At 67.7% G+C, this 15,515-nt stretch carries 16 protein-coding genes and 1 pseudogene; 4 read left to right on the top strand and 13 right to left on the bottom strand.

Features of this window, described 5'->3' with window-relative positions; all coding sequences use genetic code 11:
- Positions 1-17 precede the first annotated feature (17 nt).
- The 12 genes and pseudogenes from KTR9_RS23645 to KTR9_RS23595 all read right to left on the bottom strand — a co-directional run bounded on the left by KTR9_RS23645 (position 18) and on the right by KTR9_RS23595 (position 11,232).
- On the bottom strand, positions 18-1,079 hold the full coding sequence (locus tag KTR9_RS23645) for a potassium channel family protein (protein WP_014928484.1): 1,062 nt from the start codon (positions 1,077-1,079) through the stop codon (positions 18-20).
- Positions 1,079-2,404, bottom strand: coding sequence for a Na+/H+ antiporter NhaA (nhaA, locus tag KTR9_RS23640; RefSeq protein WP_014928483.1), 1,326 nt, complete (start codon positions 2,402-2,404; stop codon positions 1,079-1,081). The genes KTR9_RS23645 and nhaA overlap by 1 nt, the downstream gene beginning before the upstream one ends.
- Positions 2,405-2,941: 537 nt before the next feature.
- A pseudogene (locus KTR9_RS28030) lies at positions 2,942-3,064 on the bottom strand (low molecular weight phosphatase family protein); the annotation flags it as partial.
- Positions 3,061-3,489 carry an arsenate reductase ArsC gene (locus KTR9_RS23635; RefSeq protein WP_014928482.1) on the bottom strand — a complete coding sequence of 143 codons (429 nt, stop codon included), beginning with the start codon at positions 3,487-3,489 and terminating at the stop codon, positions 3,061-3,063. The pseudogene KTR9_RS28030 and the gene KTR9_RS23635, both read right to left, overlap by 4 nt.
- A 30-nt stretch (positions 3,490-3,519) precedes the next feature.
- A complete protein-coding gene (locus tag KTR9_RS23630; RefSeq protein ID WP_044507374.1) occupies positions 3,520-4,203 on the bottom strand; it encodes an arsenate reductase ArsC in 684 nt (227 codons plus the stop codon).
- Complete coding sequence (gene arsB, locus KTR9_RS23625) at positions 4,203-5,312, bottom strand: ACR3 family arsenite efflux transporter (RefSeq protein ID WP_044507372.1); 1,110 nt, start codon at positions 5,310-5,312, stop codon at positions 4,203-4,205. The genes KTR9_RS23630 and arsB overlap by 1 nt, the downstream gene beginning before the upstream one ends.
- Positions 5,309-5,689 carry an ArsR/SmtB family transcription factor gene (locus KTR9_RS23620; RefSeq protein WP_044507370.1) on the bottom strand — a complete coding sequence of 127 codons (381 nt, stop codon included), beginning with the start codon at positions 5,687-5,689 and terminating at the stop codon, positions 5,309-5,311. Before KTR9_RS23620 ends, arsB begins: the two co-directional genes overlap by 4 nt.
- Before the next feature lie 181 nt (positions 5,690-5,870).
- A complete protein-coding gene (locus KTR9_RS23615) occupies positions 5,871-7,385 on the bottom strand; it encodes a phytoene desaturase family protein (RefSeq protein WP_014928478.1) in 1,515 nt (504 codons plus the stop codon).
- Positions 7,382-8,515, bottom strand: a complete 1,134-nt coding sequence (locus tag KTR9_RS23610; RefSeq protein ID WP_014928477.1) for a glycosyltransferase — start codon at positions 8,513-8,515, stop codon at positions 7,382-7,384. Before KTR9_RS23610 ends, KTR9_RS23615 begins: the two co-directional genes overlap by 4 nt.
- Positions 8,502-9,380 carry a carotenoid biosynthesis protein gene (locus KTR9_RS23605; RefSeq protein WP_014928476.1) on the bottom strand — a complete coding sequence of 293 codons (879 nt, stop codon included), beginning with the start codon at positions 9,378-9,380 and terminating at the stop codon, positions 8,502-8,504. Before KTR9_RS23605 ends, KTR9_RS23610 begins: the two co-directional genes overlap by 14 nt.
- Entirely contained in the window at positions 9,377-10,093 is a 717-nt protein-coding gene (locus KTR9_RS23600) for a hypothetical protein (RefSeq protein ID WP_014928475.1), read from the bottom strand. The genes KTR9_RS23605 and KTR9_RS23600 overlap by 4 nt, the downstream gene beginning before the upstream one ends.
- Positions 10,090-11,232: a polyprenyl synthetase family protein gene (locus tag KTR9_RS23595; RefSeq protein ID WP_014928474.1), complete on the bottom strand. Its 1,143-nt coding sequence runs from the start codon at positions 11,230-11,232 to the stop codon at positions 10,090-10,092. The genes KTR9_RS23600 and KTR9_RS23595 overlap by 4 nt, the downstream gene beginning before the upstream one ends.
- Before the next feature lie 101 nt (positions 11,233-11,333).
- Between KTR9_RS23595 and KTR9_RS23590 the strand changes: the two genes are divergently transcribed.
- Both KTR9_RS23590 and KTR9_RS23585 read left to right on the top strand, forming a co-directional pair.
- Entirely contained in the window at positions 11,334-11,627 is a 294-nt protein-coding gene (locus KTR9_RS23590) for a hypothetical protein (RefSeq protein WP_014928473.1), read from the top strand.
- Between the two features lie 58 nt (positions 11,628-11,685).
- Positions 11,686-12,966 (top strand): alpha-hydroxy-acid oxidizing protein, encoded by a 1,281-nt coding sequence (locus KTR9_RS23585; RefSeq protein ID WP_014928472.1) that lies wholly within the window; start codon positions 11,686-11,688, stop codon positions 12,964-12,966.
- 13 nt (positions 12,967-12,979) lie between these two features.
- Here KTR9_RS23585 and KTR9_RS23580 read toward each other — a convergent pair whose 3' ends face one another.
- Positions 12,980-13,933, bottom strand: a complete 954-nt coding sequence (locus KTR9_RS23580; RefSeq protein ID WP_014928471.1) for an oxygenase MpaB family protein — start codon at positions 13,931-13,933, stop codon at positions 12,980-12,982.
- A gap of 81 nt (positions 13,934-14,014) precedes the next feature.
- On the opposite strand from KTR9_RS23580, the gene KTR9_RS23575 reads away from it, so the two are divergent.
- Both KTR9_RS23575 and KTR9_RS23570 read left to right on the top strand, forming a co-directional pair.
- Positions 14,015-14,716: a TetR/AcrR family transcriptional regulator gene (locus KTR9_RS23575; RefSeq protein ID WP_014928470.1), complete on the top strand. Its 702-nt coding sequence runs from the start codon at positions 14,015-14,017 to the stop codon at positions 14,714-14,716.
- A 28-nt stretch (positions 14,717-14,744) separates the two neighbouring features.
- A complete protein-coding gene (locus KTR9_RS23570) occupies positions 14,745-15,392 on the top strand; it encodes a TetR/AcrR family transcriptional regulator (protein ID WP_010843115.1) in 648 nt (215 codons plus the stop codon).
- Positions 15,393-15,515 lie beyond the last annotated feature (123 nt).

The following is a 15,515-nucleotide window of genomic DNA, read 5'->3' as shown; positions in this document are numbered from 1 at the left end:
GGCTGAGGTTCATGAGGTCAGTCCGGGAGCGATGAACGCACGACGAGCAGCCGGTCGGTGCTACCGAGCGCATCGAGATCTGTTGCGCGATAGAGGGTGTCATCGCGGAGGACGCCGATCACGACATCGGCGACGGCACGAGGTGGTTGCCCGATCTCGGTGGGATCCACGAGGCGTTCGGCGATCGAGAGACCGGTGACCGGTGTCAGGAGATCTTCGATGGCATCGACGACGCGTGGGGTGCGGGTGGCCATGCCCAGCAGGCGTCCCGCTGTGGCCGAGGAGGTGACGACGGTATCGGCTCCCGAACGTCGCAGCAGGGCAGCGTTGTCGGTGTCGCGCACCGCGCAGACGATGCGGGCGGTGGGATTGAGTTGGCGGGCGGTGAGGGTGATCAGCACTGCGGTGTCATCGCGGTGGGCGCCGACGATGACCGCCCGAGCGTGTTCGGTCTTGGCCAGGCTGAGCACGTCACGCTGGGTTGCTTGACCGCGGACGGTGACCACTCCGAACGCGGCGGCGGCCTCGAGCGCCGCCGGGTCGTCATCGACCACCACGATGCCGGTTCTGGGGACCTCAGCGTCGACCAATGCCCGTGCCGCGTTGCGGCCCTTGGTACCGAATCCGACGATGACGACGTGATTGTGCAGGTTCTGGCGCCACCGCTGAATGCGCCACGCTTGTCGGGAGCGTTCGGTCAGCACCTCCAGGGTGGTGCCGATCAGAACGACCAGAAACAGCACTCGCAGCGGGGTGACGAGGAAGACATTTACAGCGCGCGCACCCGGGGTGATGGGTGCGATGTCGCCGTAGCCGGTGGTCGACAGTGACACGGTCACGTAGTAGAAGCAGTCCAGCACTGTCAACGGTGTATCGCCGGCGTGGCTGTAGCCGTCGCGGTCCAGGTAGACGACACCGGTTGCGGTGCAGATGATCACGACGGCGATCCCCAGTCGCCGGCCGATGGCCCGTATGGGGCTGGGGGCATGATCGGGAACCGTGATGATTCCGATCCCCAGTCCCTCGGCGTCATCGACACCCGACCGTCTGGTCAGGCGTGAGCGCCATGGCGAGCCCATCACTGTCTCCGCTGATACACGTCGGGGATACCGTCGTGGTCGTCGTCGCGCTGCTCCAACTCCGCCACGGTGCGGTAGTGGCGGTTTCGTATCCGCAAGATGACGGCGGCGCATGCTGCAGCGGTCAGCGACCCGGCCAGGACCCCGATCTTCACGTGCTCGTCACGGTCTGTGCCCATCCCATAGGCCAGATCGCCGATGAGTAGCGACACGGTGAACCCGATACCGGCGAGCATCGCGATACCGATGACGTCGATCCACTTCACGCTGGCATCGAGGGTGGCCCGAGTGACCGACGACAGCAGCGCCGTGGTGCCTACGATGCCGACGGTTTTGCCGATGACCAGGCCGCAGATGATGCCCACCGCGATGGGGTCGGTCAACGCGTCGGTCAAACCGCCCGACCCGCCGACGGTGACTCCGGCGGCGAAGAACGCGAACACCGGCACCGCCACCCCCGCCGAGAGGGGTCGAATTCGATGTTCAAAGTGCTCGGCCAGCCCTGGCCCGTCCGCCGCTTTCCCATCCTCCGTGGCGCGGCGACGGACCGGAACGGTGAATCCCAGCAGCACCCCGGCCACCGTCGCGTGGACACCGGACTCGTGCACCAATGCCCACGTCAACGTGGCCAGGGGAAGCAGAATCCACCACGCCCGCACGCCGCGCTGCACGCACACCGCAAACGCCGCGAGTGGCACCACCGCCAGCGCCAACGCCCCGGTGCTGATGCTGTCGCTGTAGAACAGGGCGATCACGGTGATCGCCAACAGATCGTCGACCACGGCCAGGGTGAGCAGGAAGGTCCGCAGTGCGGCCGGCAGATGGGTCGAGATGACGGCCAGCACCGCCACCGCGAATGCGATGTCGGTGGCTGTCGGAATCGCCCAGCCCTGCGTCGCGCCGTCTCCAGCCCGGGCGGTGAATGCGAGGAAGATCAGCGCGGGCACGACCATCCCACCGATCGCGGCGGCGATCGGCAACGCTGCGCGGGCCGGATCCCGGAGGTCTCCGGCAACGAACTCGCGTTTCAACTCCAGCCCGATGACGAAGAAGAAGATCGCGAGCAGACCGTCAGCCGCCCAGGTGCTCAACGACAGATCCAGATGAAGACCGAGAGCGTCGGTGCCGATCTGCCACTGGCCCAGGCTGTCGTACGCCGCGGACCACGGCGAGTTCGCCCACACCAGAGCAACGACGGCGGCGACCAGCAGCAACGCCCCACCCACGGTTTCCTTGCGGAAAATATCGGAGATCCGCGATGCCTCCGAGTAGGAGCCGCGCGCAAACAGCGTGCCCTTCGCCCAATCACGCGGCCGCGCGATCATCCGCACACCCCGGCATCTGCTACGACGGAGACAACCCGCAGCCCAACCACGTCTGCGCGCACCAGGCGAGAACCCGCGGGCTGAAGAGGCAAGGGGGATATCTCGACGCGTGACGGCGTGACAACATTGCCCCGAAACAGGTGTGAGAGACAGGCACTACGACTCATGAAGTTCCTTAGCGGAAGGGTCGACACTGCACACGTCGCCGACTCCAACGAGCCATCAGCAACGCGCAGCCGACCAGACTTCCCGGCACTCCGTCTGCAAGATTATCAGTAGGTGCTCAACCGCGTGGGCCCCCACCACCAGAAACCCAGACCCCCGCGGGATCTTCTCGACGATGCTCTGTCGCGGATGTGCTGTTCAGCGTGCGTAAATCCAGGACGCGGTCTGGGGTTGCCAACAGGACGCCGGAGGTCGTCGCCGCCCACAGCAGCTCGTTGGTGGTCCGGTAGTGCCCTTGCCCGGACCTGATTGCCGCGCTGACACCTGTTTGCAGACAGGGAGTCCCATGGCACTCCGCTGGGCTCAAGTGCAGTCGGTGCCGGCCGAAGAGGCATTGATCCTTCCGTCGGCGAGCGTGCTCGCGAGGCCTTGGGCCATCACCGACTTGCCCCGATCGCTCACGCACGCAAACAGAACCGAGTGTGGTGTGCTCATCGCGCACGCGAGGTGTTGTCGGCGGGTGCGATCTCGGCGAGCAGGTCGACCACGAGCGAACGAATCTGATCCCGAATCGGGCGCACCGCATCGATGCCTTTGCCGGCCGGGTCGTCCAGGGCCCAGTCGCGGTAGCTGACGCCAGGAAAGACCGGGCAGGCGTCGCCGCAGCCCATGGTGATGACCACGTCGGAGGATTCGACGGTGTCGGGGGTGAGGATCTTCGGTGACTGGTCGGAGATGTCGATACCGATCTCGGCCATCGCCTCCACAGCGGCGGAGTTGATGGCGTCGGCGGGGGCCGATCCCGCGGAACGAACCTCGACTCGACCGCCGCCCAGGGCGGTCAAGAACCCGGCGGCCATTTGAGAGCGGCCTGCGTTGTGGACGCAGACAAACAACACACTCGGTGTCTGTGCGGACATGGGTGCAGCTTCCTTTTCGGTGTGACGGGGTTATGCGGGGTGAGGGGCGAGTTCGTCGAGCAACCGTTGAACGCGGGTGTCGAGGTCGTCGCGAATTGCGCGCACTCGATCCAGCGGGAGGCCTTCGGGATCGGTGACCGTCCAGTCGAGGTATCGCTTGCCCGGATAGATGGGGCACGCATCACCGCAGCCCATCGACACCACGACATCGGCGGCGGCGACGACATCGTCGGTCAGCGGTTTGGGGAAGTCGTTGCCCAGGTCGATCCCGATCTCGGTCATCGCTTCGACCACGGTCGGGTTGATCGAATGCACCGGTGCGGAACCCGCCGATCGGACATGAACGCTGCCGCCGGCCCGGTGGGTCAACAGACCTGCGGCCATCTGCGACCGGCCGGCATTGTGCACACACACGAACAACACCTCGGGCACGTCTTTGGCGATGGTGCCGCCGGCTTGCGCCAGTGCGCGCAACCGGTCGGCGGCGAACCGGCTCGCCAGCGAGGTGAGATGCGCCTGTACCCGAGACGTGCGGCGCAGTGCCGCATATGACTCGAAGACGCAGCGCTCCACAGTCTGCCGCGACACCACGCCCGCGTACTCGGCGGCCAAGTCCGCGGCGATACGACTGAGCACTACGTGGGGCATGAGGAGTTCGGGCTGTGCGCGATGCTCGCCCGCTGCCAGGTGCTGATCCAGGGTCGAGTCGTCCATCACTGTGCCTCCTTGACCGGACTCGGTCGGACTGGTGAGTGAGGGTCGGTGAAGTGTGTACGCAACGCCAGCGAGACGTAGACCAATCCCACGAGGACCGGCACCTCGATCAGCGGCCCCACCACCCCGGCCAGGGCCTGGCCCGAGGTGGCCCCATACGTCGCGATCGCGACCGCGATGGCCAGTTCGAAGTTGTTGCCCGCGGCGGTGAACGCCAACGTGGTGGTGCGTTCATACCCGAGCTTCATGGCAGCGCCGAACGCATACCCGCCGCCCCACATCACCGCGAAGTACACCAGCAGCGGGACCGCGATCCGGACCACGTCGAGGGGCTGTGACGTGATCTGGTCCCCTTGCAGGGCAAAGAGAATGACAATGGTGAACAGCAACCCGTACAACGCCCACGGACTGATTCTGGGAATGAACTTCGACTCATACCAGTCGCGTCCCTTGCTCCGCTCCCCCAGATACCGGGACAGGAACCCGGCGACCAGTGGGATACCCAGGAAGATCAGCACCGATGTGGCGATCTGCCACACCGAGGCGTCGATCGTTGTCTGTTCCAGACCGAGCCAGCCCGGCAGCACCGAGAGGTAGAACCAGCCCAGGACCGCGAACATCACGACCTGGAACACCGAGTTGATCGCCACCAGCACTGCCGCTGCTTCACGATCACCGCACGCCAGGTCGTTCCAGATGATGACCATCGCGATGCACCGGGCCAACCCGACGATGATCAATCCGGTGCGGTACTCGGGCAGGTCGGCCAGGAAAATCCAGGCCAGCGCGAACATCAACGCCGGGCCGACAACCCAGTTCAGAACCAGCGATCCGATGAGCAGGCGCTTGTCCCCGGTCACGGTGTCGAGACGGTCGTAGCGGACCTTCGCCAGCACCGGATACATCATGATCAGCAGGCCGATCGCGATGGGCAGCGAGACACCATCGATCGAGATGGCCGAGAGCGCATCGTTCAGACCGGGGATCAATCGACCCAGGAGCAACCCGGCGACCATCGCCACCCCGATCCACACCGGCAGGAACCGGTCGAGGGTCGAGAGCTTGCCGACCACCGCGGGATGCTCGGGCGTGCTCGTAGCGGTGCTCACGCGGTCACCATCGTGTCTGCGATGGGATCCGCTGAATAGAGAATCGACGAAAGCTGCTGTAAGGCAGCAGGAACAACCCAGTAGTACACCCACGTTCCCCGGCGCTCGCAGTCCAGCAAACCCGCCTGCCGCAACACCTTGAGATGGTGGGAGATGGTGGGCTGAGACAGATCGAACGATTCCGAGATGTCACACACGCAGGCCTCCCCGCCGGCATGGCCGGCCACCAAGTTCAGCAACCGCAGCCGCACCGGATCACCCATCGCCTTGAACATGCGCGCCAGCTCCACCGTCGCATCGACAGTAAGAGGCTTCTGCACCAACGGGGTACAACACGGCTCGCCCGACACGGCAGGCAACCGACCTTGTTTCGACATGCGTCTATATTGACAGGGTTCAAAGCCGCAGAACAAATGAACATCGGTTGAACATTGCCGGCGATGAGGCGTCGTCCTGCGATCGCATCGACGATCGCGGACAACCAGGACAAACTCTTCCAGCGCGTTGAGCGGGAGTTCTGCAACCACTGCGGAGATGCGCGGTCACGCTGCGCAGGGGTTAACGCTTCCGAAAGGTATGACGCGCGGGCGCGGGTCCGATCAGGTCGGCGACGATCTTCGCCGACATGACCACGAGCGGCAGACCGCCACCGGGATGCGACGATCCGCCGACGAGGTAGAGACCCGGAACCGGTGAGGTGTTCGACGGCCGCAGGAACGCCGAGCGGGGTCCGTTCGACGACGAACCGTAGATCGAGCCGCCCGGTGTCCTGGTCCGGCGCTCGAGGTCAGCGGGCGAGACGATCAGACGGTGTCGCACGTAGCCGGCCAGGTCGAGTCCGCGGTCGGCCATCACCTCGAGGATCTGGTCGGCGTAGGAGTCGGCCAAACCCTCTGTGTCCCAGTCGACGCCGTGGTCGGGATCGTGTCGGGGTGCGTTCACCAGCACGAACCACGCACCGGTTCGCGGACCGGGGACGATCGCGGGATCGGCTGGCGCTGAGATGTACACGGTAGGTCGCGCGACGGGACGCGGTGGGCCGCGGAAGCCGAAGACCGCGTCGAACTCCTCGTCGTAGTCCTCGGCGAACAGCACCTGGTGGTGTGGCTGAGGGGGAGGGTCGTCGAGGGCGAGCAGCAGCACGAACCCGGACAGTGACGGCGTGGTCCGTCGCAACAGCGCTGCAGGCCGGCGGGCGGCCCGACGCGGCACGAGGCGGTCGTAGACCTGCCGTGCATCGGCGTTCGCGACGACCAGATCGGCGGAGCGTCGGCTTCCGTCGGTCAGCACCACACCATCGGCTCGGCCGTTGAGGCCCACCGAGATCCGGTCGACCTCGACGCCCAGTTCGACCCGCCCGCCGAGTTCGGTGAGCCGGTCGCGCATGGCGCTCGCGATGCGGCCCAATCCGCCTCGGACGTACCACGATCCGTACGCCTGCTCGGACCAGGGCACGGAGGCCAGTGCCGCTGGTGCGCGACGCGGGTCGGAGCCGGTGTAGGTCGCGTAGCGGTCCAACAGCATACGCAGGCGCGGGTCGTCGAGGTAACGCTCGCCGAGACCGCGCAACGTTTGCCACGGCGCGACGGCGCGCACGTCCGACGGGGTGGCGATTCCGCCGATCATCGTGCGAATGCTCATCGGCGATTCGAGGAAGGGTTCATGTGTGACGTCCCAGACACGTTGGGCGCGTTGGAGAAACGACGACCACTCGGTGCCCCGCCCGGGTCCGAGCGCGGCGTCGAGGGCGGCCGGGATGTCGTCGAGGTGTCCCGGCATGTCCAGGCAGGTGCCGTCGGGGAATCGGTAGCGGGCGGCGACCGGGAGTCTTTCGAGGGTCAGGTGGTCATGGATCGACGAGCCCGTCGCCGCGAAGAGTTCTTCGAACACGTGCGGCATGGTGACGAGCGAGGGGCCGGTGTCGAAGACGAAACCGTCGTGCTCGATGACCCCGAGCTTGCCACCCACATCGTCGAACTGTTCGAGGACGGTGACGTCGTGACCGGTCGCGGCGAGACGCATGGCGACGGCGAGCCCGCCGACGCCCGCACCGATCACGAGAACCCGGGTCATCGACGGACCTCGATGGGGCGTCCCTTCCATTCCAGGACTCCGCGTTGTCGGGCCAGCGTCGAATCGACTGCCAGGCCGGTGAACACGAGTATCGACAGCGGGTGACCGAAGGCGTCGGGCCACGCACGGCCGCCGGTGCGCTGCGCCGACACCGCCCGGGACGCCACGCCGGCCGCGTACCCGACCAACCCCACCCGTGAGCCGAACAATGCTGCGGCCGCGGGCAACACGTACATCAGGCAGAGCAAACCGGTGACGACGAGTGTCCCGCCCGGTGACCCGAATGCGGACCACAGCGATTTGCGATAGCCCGCGCGGACCTCTCGCCAACCGTGGTACATCCGGCAGGTGGCGACGTCGCTTCCCTCCGCGACCACGCCGCGGCCACCGGCCGCCTTGATCGCCCGCAGCAGTGCGATGTCCTCGAGGACGACGTCGTGCACTGCCGCGTGACCGCCGGCGCGCCGATACGTCGCGGCATCGACCACCAGGAACTGTCCGTTTGCGGCCGAGAGGGATTCGCGCGGCGACCGCTCGGCGAGCCCGAGTGGCAGGGTGCTCAGCCACGACCATTGCAGGAGTGGTTGCACCAGTCGCTCGCCTGCCCCGACGGCGACCTGTCGTGGATACGGGCTCACCAGGTCGAGTCCGGCGTCGCGGAGAAGGGCCGACGACGAGGTGAAGGCATGGGGCTCGACAACGACGTCCGCATCGAGGAACACGTGGATCCCGTCGGTAAACGCCTTGTCCGCGAGTTGGGCGCAGGCCCAGTTTTTCCCGAGCCAACCGGGAGGTGGCGCAGTGCCGCGGTGGACGTGAATCCGGTCGTCCGATGTGGCGAGGCGGACGAGCACGGCATCGGTCCCGTCCACCGATCCGTCGTCGAGCACGAGAATCCGGATCGGTCCGGGCCATCGGTCCGCCGCCTCGACGACGGCCAGCAGGCACCGTTCGGCGGATTCCACCTCGTCGCGCATCGGGACGAGTACCGAGAGCGGTTCCGGCGCAGGGATATCAGTCGGGACGGGTCGGCGTACCCGGCGCGCGTTGTCGAGGGTCAGGGCCAACGACACCAGCGACAGCGCGGTGCCCGCCGCGACCAGCGGCCGCACCAGGTCAGACGGCCGCACGGCGCCCCCTGATCTCGACGACCAGCAGCGGGATGGCGACGACACCCATGAGGAGTCCGCCGGTGAGGGCGACCGTCGGGCGCCCGAAGAAGACCGCGTGGGCCGTCACCGACGAGAAGTAGGTCCACAGGTACGCCGTGACGGGCACGGCATCCATTCCGGCGCGGTCGGTCTCGGCATTTTCGTCGCGACGGATCAGGAGATCCAGCGTCGCGACGATGAGGAACGAGACCAGCAGCCAGCCGGCGAAGTTCGTCAACGGGATGTCGGCGACCCCGGGTAGGGAGGGTGTCGGGTACCGCCACACCCAGTTTCCCTGATCGACCATCTGCGGGTCGAGGAACACGTCCCAGGCCGTGAGTGCGTATGCACCCACCACGGCGGTGGCCGGCCGTACCCATCGCCGGGCCACACCCGACGCCCGGACCAGACGTCGGGTCACGACCAGCGCGGGCCACGACATCATGATCCAGGCCAGCGGGACCAGGACCGGCACGCCGAGGACCTTCAGTCCCAGGCCGTCGGTGTACTCGTAGGTCCCGAACGGGAATCCGGTGCTCACACCGACGGATTCGGCGATCAACCCGCCGCCACCTGCCACCACAGCGAGGGCGACCGCGGCGGCGGCGCCCCGGGTCGCGGCGACATGGACGAGTGACGCCGACGCCAGCAGCAGCACGCTTGCGACGGTCAGCGGAAGGGTTCCGCCACCGGTCAGCGGAAACGCGATCTGGACGCCGATCGTGGCGGCCAGCAGCGTCCATGCCAGGGTGACCAGACCCCGATTCCAGGACACGACGCCGACCACCCGCCGCGATCGGGACGGTGGGGTACGGTGAGAAGCGCTGCCGTGCAGCAGACTCACGCCGACCTCCCCTCATATGTGCCGACCACCTCGGTGACGGCGAGACGGGCGAACAGTTCCTCGGCGTACCAGCGTGAGGGTGCGGTCCGCCGGACCGCCGATAGATGTGCGGGGGAGCGATAGGCGAAGTCGGTCAGGTCCTGTGCGGAGTCCCAGATCGAGAAGGTGCCCTGCACCCCGACCGGGAGCTCGCCGACGCCGAGCGCCAGCCGATTGCCCTGTGCCCCGGCGAGTTCGGCTGCCACCGGCGGGACGGCGCGCCAGAACGATGCCATCTTGGTCGGCCTCAGCCGCGCCCGCGTCAACGCTGCGACGGGGCCTGTCCACCCCTGCCCGGGTGCACGGTGGGCGTCGGACGACGGTGCCGTCTCGAAGGGGTCGACGCGCGACCATCGTCCTCTCGACCGGAGCGGTCGCATCGTGACCCGGAGCTCCTCGGTGCTGGAATCCTGCCAGCGGTCGAAGATCGGGGAATCTCGTGCCGCCGAGGCGGCTTCGTCGTCGTGCCAGACCGTGAGGGCGGCCCAGTGCTTCAGGTCGGCGCTCTCCAGGGTGAATGTGCGGGCGGTGCCGGTGCCGAGGAGCTTGACGAAACGCAGACCGGGGGCGCGACGAAACGCCCGGCGACTCGACGACATCCGTCCGAGCGCGGGTAGGACCCGATCGACACCCCAGACGCGGAGTTCGACCGTCGGTCCGGAAGGAGCGGTCATGCGCGCCGCCACACGCAGCGTTCGATCAGGGAGGTCAGGGCCCGTCGGCTCTGCGAATCCATCGGAGCATCGTCGACGATGCCGAGCGCGTCCTCCGCCAGATCGACGATGCGCTGTTCCACGTGTTCGACGGCGCCGGTGGAGTGCAGGACCTCGCGCATCCGTGCGGCGCCCTCCGCATCGAGATCCGGGTTGCCGAGGCAATCGGCCATCACGCGGCGCTCCATCCGCCCCGCCGATGCCTCGGCCACCGCGATGAGCATCGTGCGCTTGCCCTCCCGTAGATCGTCGATGGCGGGCTTCCCGGTGATCTTCTCGTCGCCGAAGACACCCAGGATGTCGTCGCGGAGCTGGAAGGCCTCGCCTGCGGTGAGGCCGATTCGATCGTAGGCGTCGAGGAGCGCCGCGGGAGCGCCGGCGAGCGTGCCGCCGAGTCGCAACGGTTGGCCGATCGTGTAGCGCGCGCTCTTGTAGCGCAGGATGCGCGCCGTGCGGTCTGCGTCGGTGGTGTCCTCGGTCTGACTCAGCATGTCCAGGTACTGGCCGGCGTACGCCTCGTCGCGCATCGCCGACCACGTGTCTCGAACGGCCCGGCGGACGTCGGCGGTCGCGTCGTCGGCCGCAGCGGCGGCGAGGTCGTCGGACCAGGACAGGCACATGTCACCGACGAGGATTGCGACGGCGGTACCGTGTCGCTCGGCGTCCCCGCGACGCCGCGCGCGGCGATGATCGTCGGCGAAGTGCCGGTGCACCGTGGGCAGGCCACGACGGACGTCGCTGTCGTCCATCACGTCGTCGTGCACCAGAGCGGCGAGATGGAACAACTCGATCGCGGCCGCCATCTCGACGATGCCCGGAACGGTCCGACCCTCGGCCGCGCCACGCGCGCCCCACAGGCAGAACGATGCGCGCAGGCGCTTGCCACCGCCGATCCGGGCCGACACGACGTCGATCGCGGGCGTCAGTTCCGTACCGACCTGCCGCAGGGTCGAGGCGTGGCTGCGGAAGTGAGCGGCCAGCACTTCCTCGACGAGCTCGAGATCGGTCGTCGAGGAGTCGATGGTGTGCAGGTCGCAGGCCGGGGAGACCGACTGTGCAGGCGGTGCTGACGAGTCGGTCATCTCGGCGGTCGGTGTCATGACGGGGCCCTTCGAAGTCCGGGGGTGAGGCTCGGTTACCCCGTCTTCGGAGCAGTAACCGTCGACGGATGGGTGTCGGTGGTCGCGGTAGCGTGGGTCGCATGGCTGTGGATGCAACGGTGCCCGTGGTGGCGGTCGGTCTCGTCGGTGGTTTCGCTGTCGCCCGGTACAGCGGTCGCCGTGAACTCGGAGGTGTGGTGCTCGGCTCGGCCGGCGCCTGGTGCACCCGCCGGTGGGCGCTGACGAAGGGCCCTGCGGTCGCGGGCGGTCTGCTCGCCGGTTACCTGGCGGCGTTCGGCGGTTCGCATCCCCTGGCGAAGAAGATCGGTGCGTGGCCGTCGGTGGCGGTCGTGACCGTCGCCGCGGCGGGCGCCACCGCCGTCGCCACGCGCTGAGCGGCGCGCTCCGGCAATACCGGCCGGGCACCCGACGCCGGCGCTACCATCACCACCCATGACCGCGGGATACGGGCGTGCACGGCAGAACGACATCTACACCGCCGGGGTTCATCGGCGAAAGCCACGCGTACCAACGGATTTCGCCGAACTGGAGCGCCGCGCCAAGCGCGCGATGTCCGCCCGCGCCTGGGCGTACATCGCGGGCGGCGCCGGGGAGGGCCGCACGATGGCGGCCAACCGAGCGGCACTCGACCGCTGGGCGATCGTGCCGCGGATCCTGCGGGATGTCTCCCAGCGGAACCTGAGCACAGACCTGTTCGGCAGGCGGCTGCCGGCGCCGGTGCTGTTCGCGCCGATCGGGGCCGGTTCGCTCGCCGCACCCGGAGCCGACGCGCTCATCGGGCGCGCCGCCGCCGAACTCGGTGTGCCCTACATCTTCTCGAATCAGGCCAGCGTCACCATGGAGGACGTCGCCGCGGCGATGGACGAGGTGGACAGTGGTGCGCCGCGCTGGTTCCAGCTGTACTGGTCCACCGACGACGACCTCGTCGACAGTCTTCTGGAGCGCGCGGCGGCGATCCGCGCCGAGGCGGTGGTCGTCACCCTGGACACGACGATGCTGGGGTGGCGGCCCCAGGACCTGAACCTCGGCTCGCTCCCGTTCGCGCGTGGTGAGGGCATTGCCCAGTACACGTCCGACCGCAGGTTCGTCGACATCGTCGCCCAACGGTTGCGCGCCGCGACCGACGAACGCCCGGAGATCTCACTCGGCGCGATCGCGACCCTCATCTCCATCACCCGCAACGCACCGGGCAGGTTCTTGCAGAACGTGAGGTCGCCGCAGCCGCGTGCCGCGGTACAGACGTTCCTCGACATCTACTCGCGGCCATCGCTGAACTGGGACGACCTCGCCGGTCTGCGCGCACGCACCTCACTGCCGATCGTGCTGAAGGGTGTCCTGCATCCCGACGACGCGCGTCGTGCCGTCGACGCCGGGGTGGACGGCATCGTCGTCTCCAATCACGGCGGTCGGCAGGTTGACGGCGCGATCAGCTCGATCGACGCCCTCGACGCCATCGCGCCGGTCGTCGACGGCCGGATCAAGGTTCTCATCGATTCGGGGATCTACACCGGTTCCGACGTGTTCAAGGCACTTGCCCTGGGTGCCGACGCCGCGTGTATCGGGCGGCCGCACATGTACGGTCTGGCGCTCGCCGGCGCCGATGGGGCCCGAGACGCGGTCGCCGACATCATCGCCGAACTCGACCTCACCCTCGGCCTCTCCGGACACACCGACGTCGCCGACCTCGATCGCGAGGCACTGCGGCGGTTGTAGTCCCCCTGCCCGCTCAGACCAGCGGGCGACCGGTGCGCATGCGCCACCGCACATCGGCGAGCAGGACGTTGAACGGGAAGGCGCGTACCGGCCGCGGGGCCCGCGTGACGATCGCCCGCAGGATCGCGTTGTGCTTGTCGAAGTAGAACTCCTGCCACGGCGAGAGCTGGACGCGCATCTTGCGGCGGAAGTTCTCGGGCAGGAAGCCGATGGCCATGATCTGGAAATGCCAGCCGAACAGTCGCGAGATCACCGGACCGAGGAACTCGGCGCGGGCGATCGACATCAGGTACTCGCGGATGGTGTCGTCGATCTCGAGGGTCTCGACCGTGTCGTTCCAGTAGGTCTCGAAGTCCTCGCGCGTGGCGGGCCACATCTCGCGGGGGACCTGGAGTGTCGTGCCGAGGACCGCGCCGGCCTGGTAGCGCTCGTCGGTCACCTCGGTGATCCCGCCGAAGATGCGATGGACGTCCTCGGTGCCGCGGTAGAGACAGGCCGCGACCCACAGCTGCAGCTTCGGGTCGAAGGCGTTGTACTTCACCGGGCTGTCGGCGGTCGAACGGACCTGCGCGTGAGCCTTGCCGACCGCCTTGCGATAGGCCTTGCGGTCCTTGGCGCTTCCGAGCCCGGCGACGGCGAGGTAGCTCAGCGTGGTGCGGCCGCGCTTCATCGGGTGTTTGAACAGGTTCCCCGAGTCCACGCGGCTCTCGTACACGCCATAGCCGACCGCGGGGAGACTGAGCTGCATGATCACGTTCGCGGCGCCGGCGATCACCCCGATGCCGAGCGGGTCGAGATGGCTGGTGGGGAGAGCGTCGAGTTCCGCGCGGGACATCCGGGCGGTGGAGGGGAGGAACTCGGTGTCCGGTCGCTCCGCGGCGAGGAACTCCTCGACCTCGACGGTCACGTCCGTTGACGCCTGTGGTGACAGGGCCGAACTTCCACTGGTGATAGGCTCCGTTGCCATCGAGCACCCCTCCCGAATCTGGAAACGTCTGTTTCCCGTTTTATGACACACCTAACTTACCGGGGTGTCAAGATAGGAATCATGGGACGAGCACCATCGACTCCGTACAGCCGATCCGCTGCGGCGTCGGACTCGACCGGAACGCTGCGGGCCTACGGCGGCGAAGGCGGCGACACCCGTGTCGCGCGGCGTCGGTCGGCGCTGATCGACGCCGGTCTCGACCTGCTCGGGGCCGATGACGTCGGGGCGGTGACGGTGCGCGGCGTATGCCGGCGTGCCGGACTCACCGCCCGCTATTTCTACGAGAGCTTCGAGTCGGTCGATCAGCTCGTCGGCGTCATGTACGACGAGGTCATCGAGGAGATCGCGCAGGCCAGTCTCGCCGCGTTCTCCGAGGGTGCGAGCATGCGGGCGAAGGTCGCCGGCGCGGTGACGGCGATCGTCGACGTCATCGACGCGGACCGCCGCAAGGGCCGGCTGCTGTTCTCGCAAGCATTGCTGAGCCCCGTCATCGCCGCCAAGCGGATGGAGTCGACCGCGCTGTTCGCGGGCCTCACCCTGCAGAGCACATCGGCCATCCTCGACGTCCACGTGGGACCCGCGGCGGCGGTCGGCGTCGCGCACTATCAGGTCGGCGGACTCAGCCGGCTGCTCGCGGCGTGGCTCGAGGGTGACGTCGACCTGGACAAGGCCGAGGTGGTGGATCTGAGCATCTCGTTGCTGGTCTCGCCCGCCGAGATGCTGGAGAAGAGTCTGTCGCGCCGCACCGGCGATGCGGAGTAGTTCTGCGCGGCGGGATATGTTTGATGCCATGAGTGGCGGACCCGGCGAAGCAGACATCCGTCCGGCAACGCAACAACTGGACGGCTGGCGCGACTACGGCGAGCCCGAACTCCCGGTTCCGTTGGCGGCGGCGCTGGCCGCTTTCGCCGAGCAGGGCTACCACGGCACCTCGGTTCGGGAGATCGCCGCGCGCGCCAATCTGTCGGTGCCGGGCCTCTACCACCACTACCCGTCGAAGCAGTCGTTGCTGCAGGGTCTGCTCGAGCGGACCATGACCGATCTGCTGGCGCGCTCGGAAGCCGCGATCCTCGAGGCCGGACCCGAACCGATCCGGCAGTTCGACGCCGTCGTCGAGTCGCTCCTCCGATTCCACATGTATCGACGGGAACAGGCGTTCGTCGGTTCCACCGAGATCCGCAGCCTCGACGACACCTACCGGCCCACCTACATCGGGCATCGGGACCGGCAGCAGCGGATGGTCGACGAGATCGTGTTCGCCGGCGTCGAGGCGGGCGAATTCACCACCGAGTACCCGAAAGACGCGGCGCGGGCCGTGGCCACCATGTGCGTCGGGGTGTCCACCTGGTTCAAGCTCGACGGCCTGCTGGGCCCGGATGAGCTCATCGCGCGCAATCTGCAGCTGGCCCGCGCGCTGGTCGGCTACCGGGTGGACTGAGGGCCTGGGCCGACTCCATCGTCGGTTGAGCTTGACCAGGCGGGTGTGGCCTGGCAAGGTATGGGACGCCGAGCGAGCGATCGGTCGGCGATCGGGGAACTCACCAGCGCCGGGAGCGAAGCG

The organism is Gordonia sp. KTR9 (genome assembly GCF_000143885.2).
Taxonomy (GTDB): domain Bacteria; phylum Actinomycetota; class Actinomycetes; order Mycobacteriales; family Mycobacteriaceae; genus Gordonia.
Note: the sequence above shows the minus strand (reverse complement) of the source record. Positions and strands in the feature narration are given on the sequence as shown.